15 protein-coding genes are annotated in these 15,519 nt (G+C 73.8%); 10 read left to right on the top strand and 5 right to left on the bottom strand.

Annotated elements, in window-relative coordinates; translation table 11 throughout:
- The first annotated feature begins 21 nt into the window (after positions 1–21).
- A complete protein-coding gene (locus tag AC3ANM_RS01775) occupies positions 22–726 on the top strand; it encodes a M50 family metallopeptidase (RefSeq protein ID WP_488286427.1) in 705 nt (234 codons plus the stop codon).
- A gap of 16 nt (positions 727–742) precedes the next feature.
- Here the strand turns inward: AC3ANM_RS01775 and AC3ANM_RS01770 are convergent, their stop codons facing one another.
- From AC3ANM_RS01770 to AC3ANM_RS01760, 3 genes are read right to left on the bottom strand one after another with little or no spacing between them, the layout of a single operon-like run.
- Entirely contained in the window at positions 743–1,969 is a 1,227-nt protein-coding gene (locus AC3ANM_RS01770) for an RNA polymerase sigma factor (RefSeq protein ID WP_488286426.1), read from the bottom strand.
- 17 nt (positions 1,970–1,986) lie between these two features.
- The gene (locus tag AC3ANM_RS01765) at positions 1,987–2,670 is read right to left on the bottom strand and encodes a VOC family protein (RefSeq protein WP_488286425.1); all 684 of its coding nucleotides are present in this window, start codon (positions 2,668–2,670) and stop codon (positions 1,987–1,989) included.
- A 9-nt stretch (positions 2,671–2,679) separates the two neighbouring features.
- Positions 2,680–3,747, bottom strand: coding sequence for a hypothetical protein (locus AC3ANM_RS01760; RefSeq protein WP_488286424.1), 1,068 nt, complete (start codon positions 3,745–3,747; stop codon positions 2,680–2,682).
- A 618-nt stretch (positions 3,748–4,365) separates the two neighbouring features.
- Here AC3ANM_RS01760 and AC3ANM_RS01755 point away from each other — a divergent pair.
- Positions 4,366–4,941 carry an HIT family protein gene (locus AC3ANM_RS01755; protein ID WP_488286423.1) on the top strand — a complete coding sequence of 192 codons (576 nt, stop codon included), beginning with the start codon at positions 4,366–4,368 and terminating at the stop codon, positions 4,939–4,941.
- 52 nt (positions 4,942–4,993) lie between these two features.
- Here AC3ANM_RS01755 and AC3ANM_RS01750 read toward each other — a convergent pair whose 3' ends face one another.
- On the bottom strand, positions 4,994–7,105 hold the full coding sequence (locus tag AC3ANM_RS01750) for an elongation factor G-like protein EF-G2 (protein WP_488286422.1): 2,112 nt from the start codon (positions 7,103–7,105) through the stop codon (positions 4,994–4,996).
- 69 nt (positions 7,106–7,174) lie between these two features.
- Here AC3ANM_RS01750 and pgsA point away from each other — a divergent pair, with 69 nt between their 5' ends.
- The 7 genes from pgsA to AC3ANM_RS01715 all read left to right on the top strand — a co-directional run bounded on the left by pgsA (position 7,175) and on the right by AC3ANM_RS01715 (position 13,599).
- Complete coding sequence (pgsA, locus tag AC3ANM_RS01745) at positions 7,175–7,786, top strand: phosphatidylinositol phosphate synthase (RefSeq protein WP_488286421.1); 612 nt, start codon at positions 7,175–7,177, stop codon at positions 7,784–7,786.
- A complete protein-coding gene (locus tag AC3ANM_RS01740) occupies positions 7,783–8,727 on the top strand; it encodes a phosphatidylinositol mannoside acyltransferase (protein ID WP_488286420.1) in 945 nt (314 codons plus the stop codon). Before pgsA ends, AC3ANM_RS01740 begins: the two co-directional genes overlap by 4 nt.
- Positions 8,724–9,911, top strand: coding sequence for a glycosyltransferase family 4 protein (locus AC3ANM_RS01735; RefSeq protein ID WP_488286419.1), 1,188 nt, complete (start codon positions 8,724–8,726; stop codon positions 9,909–9,911). The genes AC3ANM_RS01740 and AC3ANM_RS01735 overlap by 4 nt, the downstream gene beginning before the upstream one ends.
- A complete protein-coding gene (locus tag AC3ANM_RS01730; protein ID WP_488286418.1) occupies positions 9,911–10,465 on the top strand; it encodes a hypothetical protein in 555 nt (184 codons plus the stop codon). Before AC3ANM_RS01735 ends, AC3ANM_RS01730 begins: the two co-directional genes overlap by 1 nt.
- Before the next feature lie 81 nt (positions 10,466–10,546).
- Complete coding sequence (pdxS, locus tag AC3ANM_RS01725; RefSeq protein ID WP_458529596.1) at positions 10,547–11,461, top strand: pyridoxal 5'-phosphate synthase lyase subunit PdxS; 915 nt, start codon at positions 10,547–10,549, stop codon at positions 11,459–11,461.
- A gap of 150 nt (positions 11,462–11,611) precedes the next feature.
- Positions 11,612–13,084 (top strand): AlkA N-terminal domain-containing protein, encoded by a 1,473-nt coding sequence (locus AC3ANM_RS01720; protein WP_488286417.1) that lies wholly within the window; start codon positions 11,612–11,614, stop codon positions 13,082–13,084.
- Positions 13,081–13,599, top strand: a complete 519-nt coding sequence (locus AC3ANM_RS01715; protein ID WP_488286416.1) for a methylated-DNA--[protein]-cysteine S-methyltransferase — start codon at positions 13,081–13,083, stop codon at positions 13,597–13,599. Before AC3ANM_RS01720 ends, AC3ANM_RS01715 begins: the two co-directional genes overlap by 4 nt.
- Positions 13,600–13,602: 3 nt before the next feature.
- On the opposite strand, the gene kynU is transcribed toward AC3ANM_RS01715, so the two are convergent.
- A complete protein-coding gene (gene kynU / locus AC3ANM_RS01710) occupies positions 13,603–14,847 on the bottom strand; it encodes a kynureninase (protein ID WP_488286415.1) in 1,245 nt (414 codons plus the stop codon).
- 42 nt (positions 14,848–14,889) lie between these two features.
- On the opposite strand from kynU, the gene pdxT reads away from it, so the two are divergent.
- Positions 14,890–15,513, top strand: a complete 624-nt coding sequence (pdxT, locus tag AC3ANM_RS01705; protein ID WP_488286414.1) for a pyridoxal 5'-phosphate synthase glutaminase subunit PdxT — start codon at positions 14,890–14,892, stop codon at positions 15,511–15,513.
- Positions 15,514–15,519: the final 6 nt, after the last annotated feature.

Below are 15,519 nucleotides of genomic sequence, written 5' to 3'. Positions count from 1 at the left end.
CCCAGCAGAGAGGGACCGATCGTGGACGTCGTCAGCGAGGTGTGGCAGCGGATGTATGCCGTGCAGCCCGCCCCGTCGGGGACGGTGGTCCTCGGCGCCGCCGTGGTGGCACTCGTGCTGGTCGCCTGGCCGGCGGCCTGGTCGCTGACCCGGCACGCCGTCACGATCGCCCACGAGGGGGCGCACGGTGTCGTGGCGCTGGCCTCCGGCCGCCGGCTCACCGGCATCCGCCTGCACTCGGACACCTCCGGCCTGACCGTCTCGCGGGGGCGCCCGCGCGGTCCGGGCATGGTGCTGACGCTGGCCGCGGGCTACATCGGCCCGGGGCTGCTCGGGCTGGGCGCGGCCGCCCTCCTCGCGGCGGGGCACGCGGTGGGCCTGCTGTGGGCGGTCCTGCTGCTGCTGGCCTTGCTCTTGCTGCAGATCCGCAACTTCTTCGGCCTGTGGTCGGTCCTCGTCAGCGCCGCGGTGGTCTTCGGGGTCTCGTGGTTCCTCCCCGCCCAGACACAGTCGGCGTTCGCCTACCTGGTGACGTGGTTCCTGCTGCTGGCCGCGCCCAAGGCGGTGCTGGAGCTGCAGGTGCAGCGTTCGCGCGGTGCGGGGGCCGGGTCGGATGCGGACCAGCTGGCCCGGCTCACGCCCCTGCCCGGGCTGGTGTGGGTGGGGTTCTTCCTCGCCGTCACGGCCGGGGCCCTCATCCTGGGTGGGCGCTGGATCCTGGCCTAGGGCCGGCGGCCCGGAGTCAACCGCTGAGGGCCTGCCTGCGGCCGCGGAGGAGCTCCCGCTCCCGGGCGTTGCCGGTGGTGGCGATGGCCCGGTCATAGGCCTCGACGGCGGCCTCGGGCCGGCCCAGCCGGCGCAGCAGGTCGGCCCGCACCGCGTGGAGCACGTGGTAGTCGGGCAGGTCGAGCTGGTCCACGACGGCCAGCCCGGCCTCCGGGCCGGCCACCTCGGCGAGGGCGACAGCGCGGTTCAGGGCGACGACCGGGGTGGGGGAGAGGTCCAGCAGCTGGTCGTAGAGGGCCAGCACCTGCTTCCAGTCGGTCGAGTCCGCGTCGGGTGCGTCGCTGTGCACGGCGTTGACCGCCGCCTGCAGCTGGTAGGGGCCGGGCCGGCCGCGGCGGAGGCACTCCCGGACCAGGGCCTGCCCCTCGTCGATGAGCGCACGGTCCCAGCGCGCGCGGTCCTGCTCGCCCAACGGCACGACGGTGCCGTCGGGTGCGGTGCGCGCGGGCCGCCGGGCCTCCAGCAGCAGCATCAGCGCCAGCAGCCCGGTCACCTCAGGCTCGTCGGGCAGGAGCTCGGCGAGCAGCCGGCCCAGCCGGATCGCCTCGGCGCACAGGTCCTCCCGGACCAGCTCCTCGCCCGAGGTGGCCGACCAGCCCTCGTTGAAGACGAGGTAGACCACGGCCAGGACCGACCGGAGCCGGTCGGGCAGGTCGGCCTCGCGGGGGACGCGGTAGGGGATCCGGGCGTCGCGGATCTTGCCCTTGGCGCGGACGAGCCGCTGGGCCATGGTCGCCTCGGACACGAGGAACGCCCGCGCGATCTCGGCCGTGGTCAGGCCACCGAGCAGGCGCAGCGTCAGGGCGACCTGCGCGGGGGTCGACAGGGCGGGGTGGCAGCAGGTGAACACCAGCCGCAGCCGGTCGTCGCGCACGGCCCCCTCCTCGACCGGCTCGTCGCGGGCGTGCAGCAGCGCGGCCTGGGCATGCCGGTCCGCCCGGGTCGCCTCGCGCCGGAGGCGGTCGATCGCCTTGCGGCGCGCGGTGGTGATGATCCACCCCGCCGGGCTCGGGGGCAGGCCGGTGTCCGGCCAACGGGCCAGGGCCTCGGTGAAGGCGTCCTGGACGGCCTCCTCGGCGACGTCGATGCTGCCGAACACGCGCGTCAGGACGGCCACCGCGCGCCCGTGCTCCTCGCGGAAGACGCGTCCGACCTCGTCGGAGGTCGCGCGTCGAGGGGTCATCCACTTCCTCCGATGCGTCAGGACCGGGTGTCGGGCACCACGCAGAACTCGTTGCCCTCAGGGTCGGCCAGGACGTACCAGTCGATGTCGCCGCCTGGCTGCCGCAGCACGGTGGCACCGGCCTGCACGAGCGGCTCGACCGCGGCTGCGGATACGTCCCAGTGGATCCGGTTCGGCCCGACCTTGGCCTCGGGGACCGGCACGAAGTCCATGGTCAGGATCGGCATGTGGGGGACGTGCTCGACGGTGGAGAACCCGCGCTCGTCGTCGACGACGTCGCCCCCGTAGACGCCGGCCCACCACCGCGCCTGGGCGGCCGGGTCGACGCTGTCGACGACCAGGCCGTGCAGCCGCTCGGTGGGGACCTCCTCGCGCAGGAACGCGCAGAACTCCCCGCCCTCCGGGTCGGCCATGACGGTCCAGCGCCGGTCCTCGCCCTCGGGCAGGAGGACCCGGGCGCCCATCGCCTCGAGGCCGGCCAGGTCCTGGGAGTAGATGTCCAGGTGGACCCGGTGCTTGACCGTCCTGCCTTGGGGGACGCGGTTGACCCACAGGGTGTGCTGGCGCGTCGGCCCGGTGACGCCCCCCTCGCCGTGCCCGTCCGGCTCCCACGGGCGGTGCAGTGCGGCGGCCCAGAAGGTGCCGACCCGTTGCGGGTCCCGGGCGTCGAGGCAGAGCTTGCGGAATCGTGCGAGCGCCATCCCTGCACCCTAGCCAGCGATACGCGCCGGCAGGGGGGAGTCGCCGGCGGTGCCGGAGGGGAGGGGACCGCCGGGCGGTGGTGGGGGCGGTCGCAAGGTGTGCTCGGGGGCGTGGTCGTGGGCCCGGATGCCCCAGGCGTGCATGTCCGCAGCGCACCGCTCCCGCCACACCTGTATGCCGTGCAGCCACCGCCGCGTCGCGGCGACCGGCCGGCGCACGGCCCCGACGCCGGCCCGCCCGGCCTCCTGCGTCAGCCGGGGGAGCGACCCGGCGCCGTGGCGCAGCTGCTGCAGCCACCGCTGGATCGACGGCGTCACCACGACGGCGGCCAGGTCGAACCAGCCGTAGCCGCCCGCCGCCCCGCTGGGCGGGTTGCCGATGGGGATGTGGCCGGTGGGGTCCCAGTGCTGCCACGTCCACGTGCCGACCGAGGTGCCGTAGAGCTCCAGGAAGGTCACCACGACGAACGCCCCGACGAACAGCAGCGCCGAGCGGCCCCACCGCAGGAACCCCAGCAGGCACAGGAACCAGAAGGCACCGAGCACGTCGTGGCGGGGTGAGAGGAACAGGCCCCACACGGCATACCCGGCTCCGGCCACGACCGTGGCCGTCACGAGCGGTCGAGGGTGCCGGGCGAACAGGGCGGAGCGGCCCAGGGCCAGCGCGCTGAGGTAGACGAGCCCGTGCCCGGGTGGCACGAAGGAGGGGACGTTGCCGAGCCGGTAGGTGTAGACCCCCAGCCAGCCGGAGAACGTGTACTCCACGGCGGTGGCGAACAGGACCACGACGGCGACCTGGATCCGCACCGGCACCGGTTCGCGGCGGACCAGCAGGACCAGGACGAGCCACGTCGTGGCGCCGAGCAGCCCCTGGGCGGTCAGCGTGGCGTGGCGGTCCAGCTGGAGCAGGGCCACGATCCAGAGGAGGACCGCGGCGGGGGTGGCGAGCCCGGCCGCGGTCAGGGGCCGCGCGTGGGTTCCCGGGAGACGTCGGGTCGACGGTCGCGGGCGGGCGGCGACCCGGAAGGCTCCGAGCCCCCGCCGAGGCCGTCCCAGGTGCCCCACGATGGACGTCACGTCCGGCAGGCTCGCAGCCCGGTGTCCCCGCGTCTTCACCCTTTTGGACGAGATCGGCCCGGGGAAGGGGGCGCGGGTTCCGGGGCGGAGCAGACGCACCATGGGGTTCAGATAACGGGCCCAAGCCGGGTGCGCCTGGCACGTTGAGCCAGAGCCAGAGCCAGAGGCTGAGGTCGCGGGAGCGTGGGGGCGCGTGGGGGGACGCCGCGTGGAGGCGTCGACCTGACGGCCCAAATGAGCCAGGGGAACGGGAGCAGGGGAGCGGGGTCGAGCCGGCGGCCCGCGACGGCACGGGGGCCGCCGGCAGCCGCTGACGGCTGCGCACCGGGAGCGCAGCCACCGCCGGCCGGGCTCGCACACGGTCGATCGTGCGCACGGCGGGGCGGCAGGCCACAGCGGACCGCGACAACGCAGCTCAGCAGCAGGGTGGCAGAACCCTGGGCATCGCCGGGCAAGTAGACGCTGGCGTCACCCACCCTACAAGATAACGGGCCCGAGCCGTTCCAATGACACCAGCAACAGCCAAAAGGCCAAGACCGGGGGTGGCCCCGCCGGCCGGCCCGGTGAGGTCTTCCCCCGGGCCGCCGGTGCCGGGGCGGCCTGCATAGGATCGGGCGCATGACGCAGGACGTGGACGAGCAGGCCCGCGCAGAGGGTGGAGCGACCGAGCCCGCGGGGGAGTTCGCCGGCGTCACGGACGGATTCGAGCGGCTCTGGACGCCGCACCGCATGGCCTACATCAAGGGCGAGCGCCCGACCGACCACGCCGGCGACGGCTGCCCGTTCTGCGCTGCGCCCACCAAGGACGACGCCGAGGGGCTGATCGTCCACCGCGGCGAGAGCTGCTACGTCGTGATGAACCTCTTCCCGTACAACCCCGGCCACGTCCTGGTCTGCCCGTACCGCCACGTCAGCCTCTACGTCGACCTCACCGACGAGGAGACGGCGGAGTTCACCGCCTTGACCAAGGCCGCCATCGCCGCCCTCGACGCCTCGTCGGGACCGGCCGGCTACAACATCGGCATGAACCAGGGCTCGGTCGCCGGGGCCGGGGTACGCGCCCACCTGCACCAGCACATCGTCCCGCGATGGGGCGGGGACTCCAACTTCCTGCCGGTCATCGGCCAGACCAAGGCCCTGCCGATGCTGCTCGAGGACGTGCGCCAGCGCCTCGTCGAGGCCTGGCCCGTCTGACTGACCTCAGAGAAGGCGTGTGAGCGCAGGGGTGAGGCCGTCCGCGAGCGCCTCAGCCCTCGAGGTGGGCCTTCGCGAGCGCCGGGGGCATCGGCTCGTAGCGGACCATCTCCCGGGTGAAGACCCCCGTGCCGTGGGAGACCGAGCGCAGGTCGATGGCGTAGCGGGTGATCTCGGTCTGCGGGACCTCGGCGTGGATGGTCGTGCGTCCGCTGGTGCCGGGCTCGGTGCCGACCACCCGGCCGCGTCGGGTCTGCAGGTCGGTCATGACCGGCCCGACGTGCTCGTCGGCCACCACCACGTCGACGGCGTCCACCGGCTCGAGCAGCACCACCGTGTCCGGGGTGGCCGCGTCCTTGAGCGCGAGCGCCCCGGCGGTCTGGAAGGCCATGTCGCTGGAGTCGACCGAGTGGGCCTTGCCGTCGGTGAGGGTGATCCGCACGTCGACGAGGGGGTAGCCGGCGATGCAGCCCTTCTCGAGCTGGGCTCGCACGCCCTTCTCCACGCTGGGGATGAACTGGCGCGGCACCGCGCCACCGACGACCTTGTCGACGAACTCGAAGCCGGCACCGCGCTCGAGCGGCTCGACGGTGATGTCGCAGATGGCGTACTGCCCGTGGCCGCCGCTCTGCTTGACGTGCCGGCCGTGCCCGCTGGAGCGCGCCACGAACGTCTCCCGCAGCGCCACCCGCAGCGGCTCTGCCTCGACGTTGACGCCATAGCGCTCCCGCAGCCGCTCGAGGAGGACGTCGACGTGGGCCTGCCCCATGGTCCACAGCACCACCTGGTGGGTCTCGGCGTTGTGCTCCATCCGCATCGTGGGGTCCTCGGCGACCAGCCTCTGGAGCGCGGCGGCGAGCTTGTCCTCGTCGGACTTGCTCACGGGGTGGATCGCCACGGGCAGCAGCGGGTCCGGCAGCACCCACGGCTCGACGAGCGCGGGGGAGTCCTTGTCGCTCAGGGTGTCCGCGGTCTCGGCGCGGGTGAGCTTGGCGACGACGCAGATGTCCCCGGCGATGGCCGGCCCCTTCGGTCGCAGCGCCTCGCCCAGGGGTGAGGACAGCAGGCCGACCTTCTCGTCGGCGTCGTGGTCGGGGTGACCCTCGATGTCGTGGCCGGCGAACCGCTCCAGGTGACCCGAGACGTGCAGGGTGGCATCCGGGTGCAGCGTCCCGCTGAACACGCGCACGACACTGACGCGGCCGACATACGGGTCGCTGGTGGTGCGCACGACCTCGGCGACCAGCGGACCGGAGGGGTCGCACTTCAGCGGCGGCAGCAGCGCGCCCTCGGGCGTGGTGGCGGTCGGCAGCGGGTGCAGGGTCGGCGGCGGGAACGCGGCCGCGACGAGGTGGAGCAGCTCGTGCACCCCCACGCCGGCGAGGCTCGACAGGGGCACCACGGGGTAGAACGAGCCGCGAGACACCGCGGTGAGCAGGTCGGCGATCACCGTCTCGAGCTCAACCTGCTCCCCGGCGAGGTACCGGTCGAGCAGCGTGTCGTCCTCGGACTCTTGGATGATCGCCTCGATCAGCTCCGAGCGGCGCGTGTCGATGGCCGTGCGCTCGGCGTCGGTGGCCTCTCGCACCTCGCGAGCGCCGGAGCCGTAGTCGTGCACCTGCTGGGAGAGCAGGCCGATGTTGCCGGTGACGGCGCCGCCGTCACCGACCAGCGGCAGGTAGAGCGGCATCACCCCCTCACCGAGGACACGCTGGCACTCGGCCAGCGTGTCCTCGAAGTCCGCCCGGTTGGCGTCGAGCCGGGAGACGGCGATGGCTCTCGGCATGCCGACGGCCGCGCACTCCTCCCACAGCAGCATCGTGGCCCCGTCCACCCCGTCGGTGGCCGAGACGACGAAGACCGCGGCGTCGGCGGCGCGCAGCCCGGCGCGCAGCTCGCCGACGAAGTCGGGGTAGCCGGGGGTGTCGATGAGGTTGACGACGACCGGGGAGCCGGCGGCGTCGGAGGAGAGGGAGGCGACGGCGAGCTGGATGGAGCGCTCGTCGGTGGCCTTGGGCCGGTACTCGGGTGTCGTCGCGGCGAGGAGTCGCTCGAACAACGCCGTCTTGCCGCCCCCGCTGTTGCCGACGAGGACGACGTTGCGCAGCTCCCCCGGCGTGCGAGCCGAAGGTCCGGGTGCGGTCTGTGCGGGCTTCGTGCTCATGGCGACACGATTCCGGAGGCGTCGCGCCCGCACAACCCCTGAGGAGCCGATCAGTAGGCTGAGGCCACCATGCTGAACCGATTCGCACGCGCGCTCTTCACCCGCATCTTCACGCCGGTGGCGAGGCTGTTCCTGTCCTGGGGCATCAGCCCCGACGTGGTCACCATCGTCGGCACCCTGGGCGTCTGCGTAGGGGCCCTGGTCTTCTACCCCCGCCACGAGTTCTTCTGGGGCACCGTCGTCATCGCGGTCTTCGTCTTCTCCGACACGATCGACGGCGTCATGGCGCGCCTGTCGGGCCGGTCGAGCCGCTGGGGCGCCTACCTCGACTCGACGCTGGACCGGGTGGGTGACAGCGCCATCTTCGGTGGCCTGGTCGTCTACTACGCCGGCGCCGGGCACAACGCCGTCATGGCCGCCCTTGCCCTGGCCTGCCTCATCCTCGGCAGCGTCGTCAGCTACGCCAAGGCGCGCGCCGAGGGCCTGGGCATGACCGCCAACGTCGGCATCGCCGAGCGGGCCGACCGCCTCGTCGCGGTCCTGCTCGCCACCGGCCTGGTCGGGCTCGGCCTGCCGGAGGTCGTGCTGACCGTCGTGCTGGGCCTGCTGGCCGTCGCCAGCCTCGTGACGGTGCTCCAGCGGATGCTCACGGTGCGCCGCCAGGCGTTCGAAGCCGCGTGAGCCGGCTGACCGACCGGGCCGCGCTGCTGGCCTACCGTGCGGGTTGGGGGCTGGTGCGCCGCCTGCCGGAGCGGGTCGCCTACGCCGCCTTCGACCTCATCGCCGACCTGGTCTGCCGTCGCGGCGGCTCCGGGGTCGCGCGGATGCGCAGCAACTACGCCCGGGTCCGGCCCGAGCTCGCCCCCGCCGAGCTCGACGCCCTGGTCCGGGCGGGCATGCGCTCCTACTTCCGCTACTGGTGCGAGGCCTTCCGCCTGCCCGACCTGACCGAGGCCGACCTCGTCGCCCGGATCCGCACGGTCGGCGACGCCCCGGTGCGCGCTCACCTCGGGTCGGGGCAGCCCGCGGTGATGTTCCTGGGGCACATGGGCAACTGGGACCTCGCCGGGGCCTGGTCCACCACCCAGCTCGCGCCGGTCACCACGGTCGCCGAGCGGCTCAAGCCCGAGGAGCTGTATGCCGAGTTCCTCGCCTTCCGCGAGCGCTTGGGGATGCGCATCCTGCCGCTGACCGGCGGCTCGGACGTCTTCCGTGAGCTGACCCGGGCGTTGCGGCACAACGCCTTCGTCGCGCTGCTGGCCGACCGTGACCTGACCGAGGGGGGAGTGGAGGTCGACTTCTGCGGGCACCGCGCGCGGATGGCGGTCGGGCCCGCCGCGCTGGCGCTGTCCACCGGGGCCGCGCTGCACCCGGTCTCGGTGCACTACGAGCCGCGCCCCACCGGGCGGGGCCACGAGCTGGTCATCGTCTTCCACGACCGGGTCGAGGTGCCCGCCACCGGCAGCACGCGGGAGAAGATCGCCGCGATGACCCAGGTCTGCGCCGACGCCCTGACCGGCGCGGTGCGCGAGCACACCGAGGACTGGCACATGATGCAGCGGGTGTTCGTCGAGGACCTGGCCCCGCGGGTCGCGACCGTCCCGGCGCAGGAGGCCTCGTGAGGATCGGCATCGTCTGCCCGTACTCCTTCGACGTCCCCGGGGGAGTGCAGTTCCACGTGCGCGACCTGGCCGAGCACTTCATCGGCGAGGGCCACGAGGTGAGTGTCCTGGCTCCCGCCGACGAGGGCACGCCGCTGCCGGACTACGTGGTCGGCACCGGCGGGGCGATCCCGGTCCGGTACAACGGGTCCGTGGCCCGGCTGGCCTTCGGGCCGCTGACTTCCGCCCGCGTCGGCCGCTGGATCGAGCGGGGCAAGTTCGACGTCGTGCACATCCACGAGCCGGTGACCCCCAGCACGTCCCTCCTCGCGCTCTGGGCCGTGGAGGGTCCCGTGGTGGCCACCTTCCACACCTCCAACCTGCGCTCGAGAGCCATGCAGGCGGCATACCCGCTGCTGCGGCCGAGCCTGGAGAAGATCTCGGGGCGGATCGCCGTGTCCGAGGACGCCCGGCGCACCGTCACCACGCACCTGGGCGGGGACGCCGTGGTCATCCCCAACGGGGTCTACGTCTCCCGGTTCAGCGAGGCCCCGGTGCGCCCGGAGTGGCTCGGCACGCCCGAGGCGCCGACCATCGCGTTCCTTGGTCGTATCGACGAGTCACGCAAGGGCCTGCCCGTGCTCAGCCGGGCGCTGCCGGGGATCCTGGCGGAGGTGCCGGGCGCGCGCGTCCTGGTGGCCGGCCACGGCGACGTCGACGCCGCCCGCGAGCGCCTCAGCCCCGAGGCGGCCAAGGCGTGCACGTTCCTGGGCGGGGTCAGCGACGCGGACAAGGCCAGCCTCCTGGCCTCGGTCGACCTCTACCTGGCGCCGCACACCGGCGGCGAGAGCTTCGGCATCGTCCTGATCGAGGCGATGAGCGCCGGGGCGGCCGTCCTGGCCAGCGACCTGCCGGCGTTCCTGCGCGTGCTGGACAACGGGGTCGCCGGTGCGTCCTTCCGCAACGAGGACCCCGAGGACCTGGCGCGGCAGGCGGTGGCGCTGCTGCGCGACCCCGTCACGCGCGCGGACCTCGCGGCGCGGGGGCGCAAGCGGGCCGACCTGTTCGACTGGTCGATCGTGGCCGCCGACGTCATGGCGGTCTACGAGACGGTCACGGCCGGGGCGCCGCAGGTGCGCCAGGCCAGCGAGCCGGCCTCGATGTGGAGCCGGTGGATGCGCGGACGCGGGGGTGAGGCGTCGTGATGTCGACGGTGCTGTTCTGGGTGGTCGTCGTCTTCGCCGTCTGCGCCCTCGTGGCGTGGTACCTCTCCTACACCGCCGCCCGCCTCGACCGGCTGCACGTGCGGGTCGAGGGCGCGCTCAGTGCCTTGGACGCCCAGCTGGTCCGGCGGGCCGAGACCACCCTGGAGCTGGCCAACTCCGGCCTCCTCGACCCCGCGAGCGCCCTGCTCCTGGCCGGCGTGGCCTCGGAGTCGCTGGAGGCCACCGATGCGGCGCTGCTCGGGCGGGAGGTCATCGAGAGCGGCCTGAGCGAGGCCCTGGACCTGGCGATGGGCCCGGAGGTGGTGGCCACGCTGCGGGCCGACGAGGCGGTCGGGGCCGTGACGGTCAAGCGCCTGGTCGCCGCCGCCCAGCGCGTCCAGCTGGCCCGGCGCTTCCTCAACGACGCCGTCATCGACGTCCGGCGCGTGCGGCGCAAGCCGGTCGTCGCGTGGTTCCGCCTGGCCGGGCACACCCCGCTGCCGCAGACGTTCGAGTTCGACGACGCCCTCCCGGCGGCACTGCGCGAGGGCTGACCCCGCACCGCCCATCCGTACCCACGCCCTACGATGGGCGTAGTCCGTACCACCCTGAGACAGCGAAGAAGAGGCTCAGCCGTGTCTGCGCAAGAGAGCACCACCGCCACCGCACCCACCACCGGCACCTCGCGCGTCAAGCGCGGCATGGCCGAGATGCTCAAGGGTGGCGTCATCATGGACGTCGTCACGCCCGAGCAGGCCAAGATCGCCGAGGACGCCGGCGCCGTGGCCGTCATGGCCCTCGAGCGGGTCCCCGCCGACATCCGCGCCCAGGGTGGCGTCTCCCGGATGAGCGACCCCGACATGATCGACGGCATCATCGAGGCCGTCTCCATCCCGGTCATGGCCAAGGCCCGCATCGGCCACTTCGTGGAGGCCCAGGTCCTGCAGTCCCTCGGCGTCGACTACATCGACGAATCCGAGGTCCTCACCCCGGCCGACTACGCCAACCACATCGACAAGTGGGCCTTCACGGTCCCCTTCGTCTGCGGTGCGACCAACCTCGGCGAGGCCCTGCGCCGCATCACCGAGGGCGCGGCCATGATCCGCTCCAAGGGTGAGGCCGGCACCGGTGACGTCTCCAACGCCACCACCCACATGCGCACCCTGCGCGCCGAGATCAACCGCCTGCGCTCGATGAGCCCCGACGAGCTCTACGTCGCCGCCAAGGAGCTCCAGGCCCCCTACGAGCTCGTCAAGGAGGTCGCGCAGGCCGGCAAGCTCCCGGTGGTGCTGTTCACCGCCGGCGGCATCGCCACGCCCGCCGACGCCGCGATGATGATGCAGCTCGGCGCCGAGGGTGTCTTCGTCGGCTCCGGCATCTTCAAGTCCGGCAACCCGGCCCAGCGCGCCGAGGCCATCGTCAAGGCCACGACGTTCTTCGACGACCCCGACGTCATCGCCAAGGTCTCCCGCGGCCTGGGCGAGGCCATGGTCGGCATCAACGTCGACGAGCTGCCCCAGCCGCACCGCCTGTCCGAGCGGGGCTGGTGACCCGGCCGCACGGCATACCGCCTCGTCGGTGAACGGCCCCGGCACCCCTGAGGGTGCCGGGGCCGTTCTATGCCCACCCGGTATGCCGGGTGCCACGGTCGCGTCCGAAACCCGCCAGTGCGCGGGGCTGGTGCGGTCCATGATGGGCGGGTGAACGACAGCTTCGAGGCCCGTTACGCGGCCATCGCCAGCCGCGACCGGCGCCATGACGGGCGCTTCTTCACCGCGGTGCGCACGACCGGCATCTACTGCCGGCCCAGCTGCCCGGCCCGCACCCCGTACCCGGAGAACGTCACGTTCTACACCACCGCCGCGGCGGCGCAGGCGGCCGGCTTCCGGGCCTGCAAGCGGTGCCGCCCCGAGGCGGCGCCGGGCTCGGCCGAGTGGGACGTGCGCGCGGACCTCGTGGCGCGGGCGCTGCGACTGGTCACCGACGGCGCCGTCGACGAGGGGGGTGTCGCGGGCCTGGCGCGGCGCCTGTCCGTCAGCGAGCGCCACCTGAACCGGGTGATGGTCGAGGAGGTCGGGGTCGGCCCGCTGGCCCTGGCCCGCACCCGTCGGGCGCAGACCGCGCGGCTGCTGCTGGATGCGACCGGGCTGCCGGTCACCCAGGTCGCGTTCGCCGCGGGCTACGCCAGCGTGCGGCAGTTCAACGACAGCATCCGGGAGGCGTTCGGGGCCACGCCCAGCGAGCTGCGGCGCGGGCAGCGGGGCACCATGCCCGACGGCACCGGCGAGATCGTCCTGCGCCTGACCCACCGCACCCCGCTGGACCACGGACCGTTGCTGGACTTCCTGGCCGCGCGGGCGGTGGCCGGGGTGGAGGAGGGTGACCGGGTCTCCTACCGGCGGGCGATGCGCCTGCCGCACTCCAGCGGCGTCGTCACGGTCACCCCGCACGCCGGGGAGGGGCACCTCACCGCGCGGCTGCGGCTGGCGGACCTGCGCGACCTCACCCCGGCCGTGCAGCGCACCCGGCGGCTGTTCGACCTCGATGCCGACCCCGAGGCCGTGCGCGAGGCGCTGGGGCGTGACCCGCTGTTGGCCCCGCTCGTGGCGGCGCGCCCCGGGCTGCGGGTGCCCGGCCACGTCGACGGCTTCGAGCTCGCCGTGCGGGCCGTCCTCGGGCAGCAGGTCACCGTCAAGGGGGCGCGCACCCTGGCCGGACGGCTGGTGGCCCGGCTCGGCAAGCCGCTGGACACCCCTGCCGGGTCGCTGACGCACCTGTTCCCGACCGCGGACGCGGTGGCCGGGGGCGACCTCGACGGCCTCGGCCTGACCACCGGCCGGCGCGACACCCTTCGTGCCCTCGCGAGCGCCGTGGCCGAGGGGCGGGTGGTCCTCGACCCGGGCGCCGACCGCGAGGAGACCCGTCGCGGGCTGCTCCGCCTGCGCGGCATCGGGCCGTGGACCGCTGACTACGTGGCCATGCGGGCGCTGGGTGACCCCGACGCCTTCCCGGCCGCGGACCTCGGCCTGCGACAGGCCCTGGAACGGCTGGGTGACCCCATGGACGCCAGGGCACTGACCGCCCGGGCGGAGGCGTGGCGCCCGTGGCGGGCGTACGCCGCGCTGCACCTGTGGTCCTCCCCGGCCGACGAGCCCGGGCAGGCACCGGCATGAACCGCGCCCTGGCCGTCACGACCCTCGACACCGGCGCCGGGCCCTTCACCATGGTGACCTCCGACGACGGCGTGCACGCCGCGGGCTTCACCGGCGACGTCGAGCTGCTGCTGGCCCGGCTGCCGGCGCTGGAGCAGGCGCGGGCGGTGCGTGAGGCGCCCGAGGCGGGGGAGGCCACGCGGGCGGTGCAGCGCTACCTCACCGGCGAGCTCGACGCCATCGACGCGATCCCCGTGGTCCAGGACGGCGGCGCGTTCACCGCCGCCGCGTGGCGGGCGATGCGGGCCATCCCCGCCGGGAGCACCCTGACCTACACCGGGCTGGCCGGGCAGGCGGGCAACGTCGAGGCGGTGCGGGCGGCGGGTGCCGCCTGTGCCGACAACCGGGTCGCGCTGTTCGTGCCGTGCCACCGGGTGCTGCGCACCGACGGCAACCTCGGCGGCTTCCTGTGGGGGCTGCCGGTCAAGCAGTGGCTGCTGACCCACGAGGGCGCCCTGCCGCCGATGCTGCTCTGATCCTCAGGTGACCGCCGCGCGGGCGGCGAACTCGGGTCGCTCGTACTCCTTGTCCTCCAGCACCTCCAGCAGGTGCTGCGCCGAGGCCAGCACGTCGGCGTGGGAGAGGTAGAGCGGGGCGAAGCCGAGCCGGATCACGTCGGGCTCGCGGAAGTCCCCGATGACCCCGCGCGCGATGAGCGCCTGCACCACGGCGTACGCCTCGGGGTGGCGTAGCGAGACCTGGGAGCCGCGCCGCTCCGCGTCGCGCGGGGTGACCACCGGCAGGTCCACCCCGAGGCGGTCCAGGCAGTCCAGGAAGAACCCGGTCAGCGACTGGCTGTGGGCGCGCACGTCCGCCATGGACAACCCGTCGTATGCCGTGAGCGCGGCCTCCATGGCCAGCAGGGACAGCAGGGGGGCGGTGCCCACCCGGGCCCGCGTGATCCCGGCGGCCGGGGCGTAGTCGCCGCGCATCTCGAACGGGGCGGCGTGGCCCTGCCAGCCGGTCAGCGGGTGGTCGAACGCGGCCTGGTGGCGCGCGGCGACGTAGATGAACGCGGGGGCACCAGGACCGCCGTTGAGGTACTTGTAGCTGCACCCGACGGCCAGGTCGACCTCGTGCTCGTCGAGCCCGACGGGGTGGATGCCGGCCGAGTGGCACAGGTCCCAGCATGCGAGCGCCCCGACGTCGTGGGCCGCGCGGGTCAGCCCCGGCAGGTCCCACAGCTCGCCGGAGCGGTAGTCGACCTGGGAGAAGGCGATGAACGCCAGCCGGTCACCGTGCTCGGCGATCGCCGCGGCCGCCTGCTCGTGGGTCACGGTGACCACCTGCAGGTCCACCAGGCGTGCCGCCGCGGCCGCGATGTAGAGGTCGGTGGGGAAGGAGCCCCCGTCGGTGAGGACGACCGGCCGCCCGGGACGCATCCGTGCCGCGGCGACGAACACCTTGAACAGGTTGACCGAGGTGGAGTCGGTGACCACGACCTGGCCGCGACCGGCCCCGACGAGGGTGCCGACCCGGTCGCCGGCCCGCTCCGGGGCGCCCCACCAGTCGTGCTCGTTCCACGACCGGATCAAGCGTTCACCCCACTGCTGCCGCACGACGTCCTCGACGACGCCGGGCACCGCGGCCGGCAGCGCCCCCAGGGAGTTGCCATCGAGGTAGATGACCCCCTCGGGGATGAGGAACCGGTCGCGGGTGCCGGCCAGGGGGGAGGAGGCGTCGAGGTCCGCGGCGCGGGCGGACAGGTCAGCGTGCTGGGACATACCCCGCAACGTAGTGCCACGGGCACGGCATACGCTGGCGCCGTGAGCTCCTCCCCCCTTCGCATCGGCGTGCTGGCCGTCCAGGGTGACGTCCGCGAGCACGTCCACGTCCTGTCCTCCCTCGGCGCGCAGGCGTCGGGGGTCCGCCGCCCGCGCGAGCTCGACGAGGTCGACGCGCTTGTCATCCCCGGCGGGGAGTCGACGACGATGGACAAGCTGGTGCGGGCCTTCGAGCTCTTCGACCCGATCCGCAAGCGGATCGCCGACGGGATGCCCGTCTACGGCTCCTGCGCGGGCATGATCATGCTGGCCGACCGGATCGCCGACGCGCGCCCCGACCAGCAGACCCTCGGCGGGATCGACATGACCGTGCGGCGCAACGCCTTCGGCCGGCAGGTGGACTCCTTCGAGGAGGACCTGCACATGCCCCAGGTCGTCGGCGCCGACGGAGAGCCGGTGCGCGCGGTGTTCATCCGCGCGCCCTGGGTGGAGCAGGTCGGCGACGGGGTGCAGGTGCTCGCCGAGGTCGAGTCCGGCCCGGCTCAGGGTCACGTGGTCGCGGTGCGCCAGGGCAACCTGCTCGCCACGTCCTTCCACCCCGAGGTGACCGGCGACCACCGGGTCCACGACTACTTCGTGCAGATGGTGCGGTCGGCCCGGGCCTGACCATTG

The organism is Oryzihumus sp. JJN4-3R (genome assembly GCF_057747915.1).
Note: the sequence above shows the minus strand (reverse complement) of the source record. Positions and strands in the feature narration are given on the sequence as shown.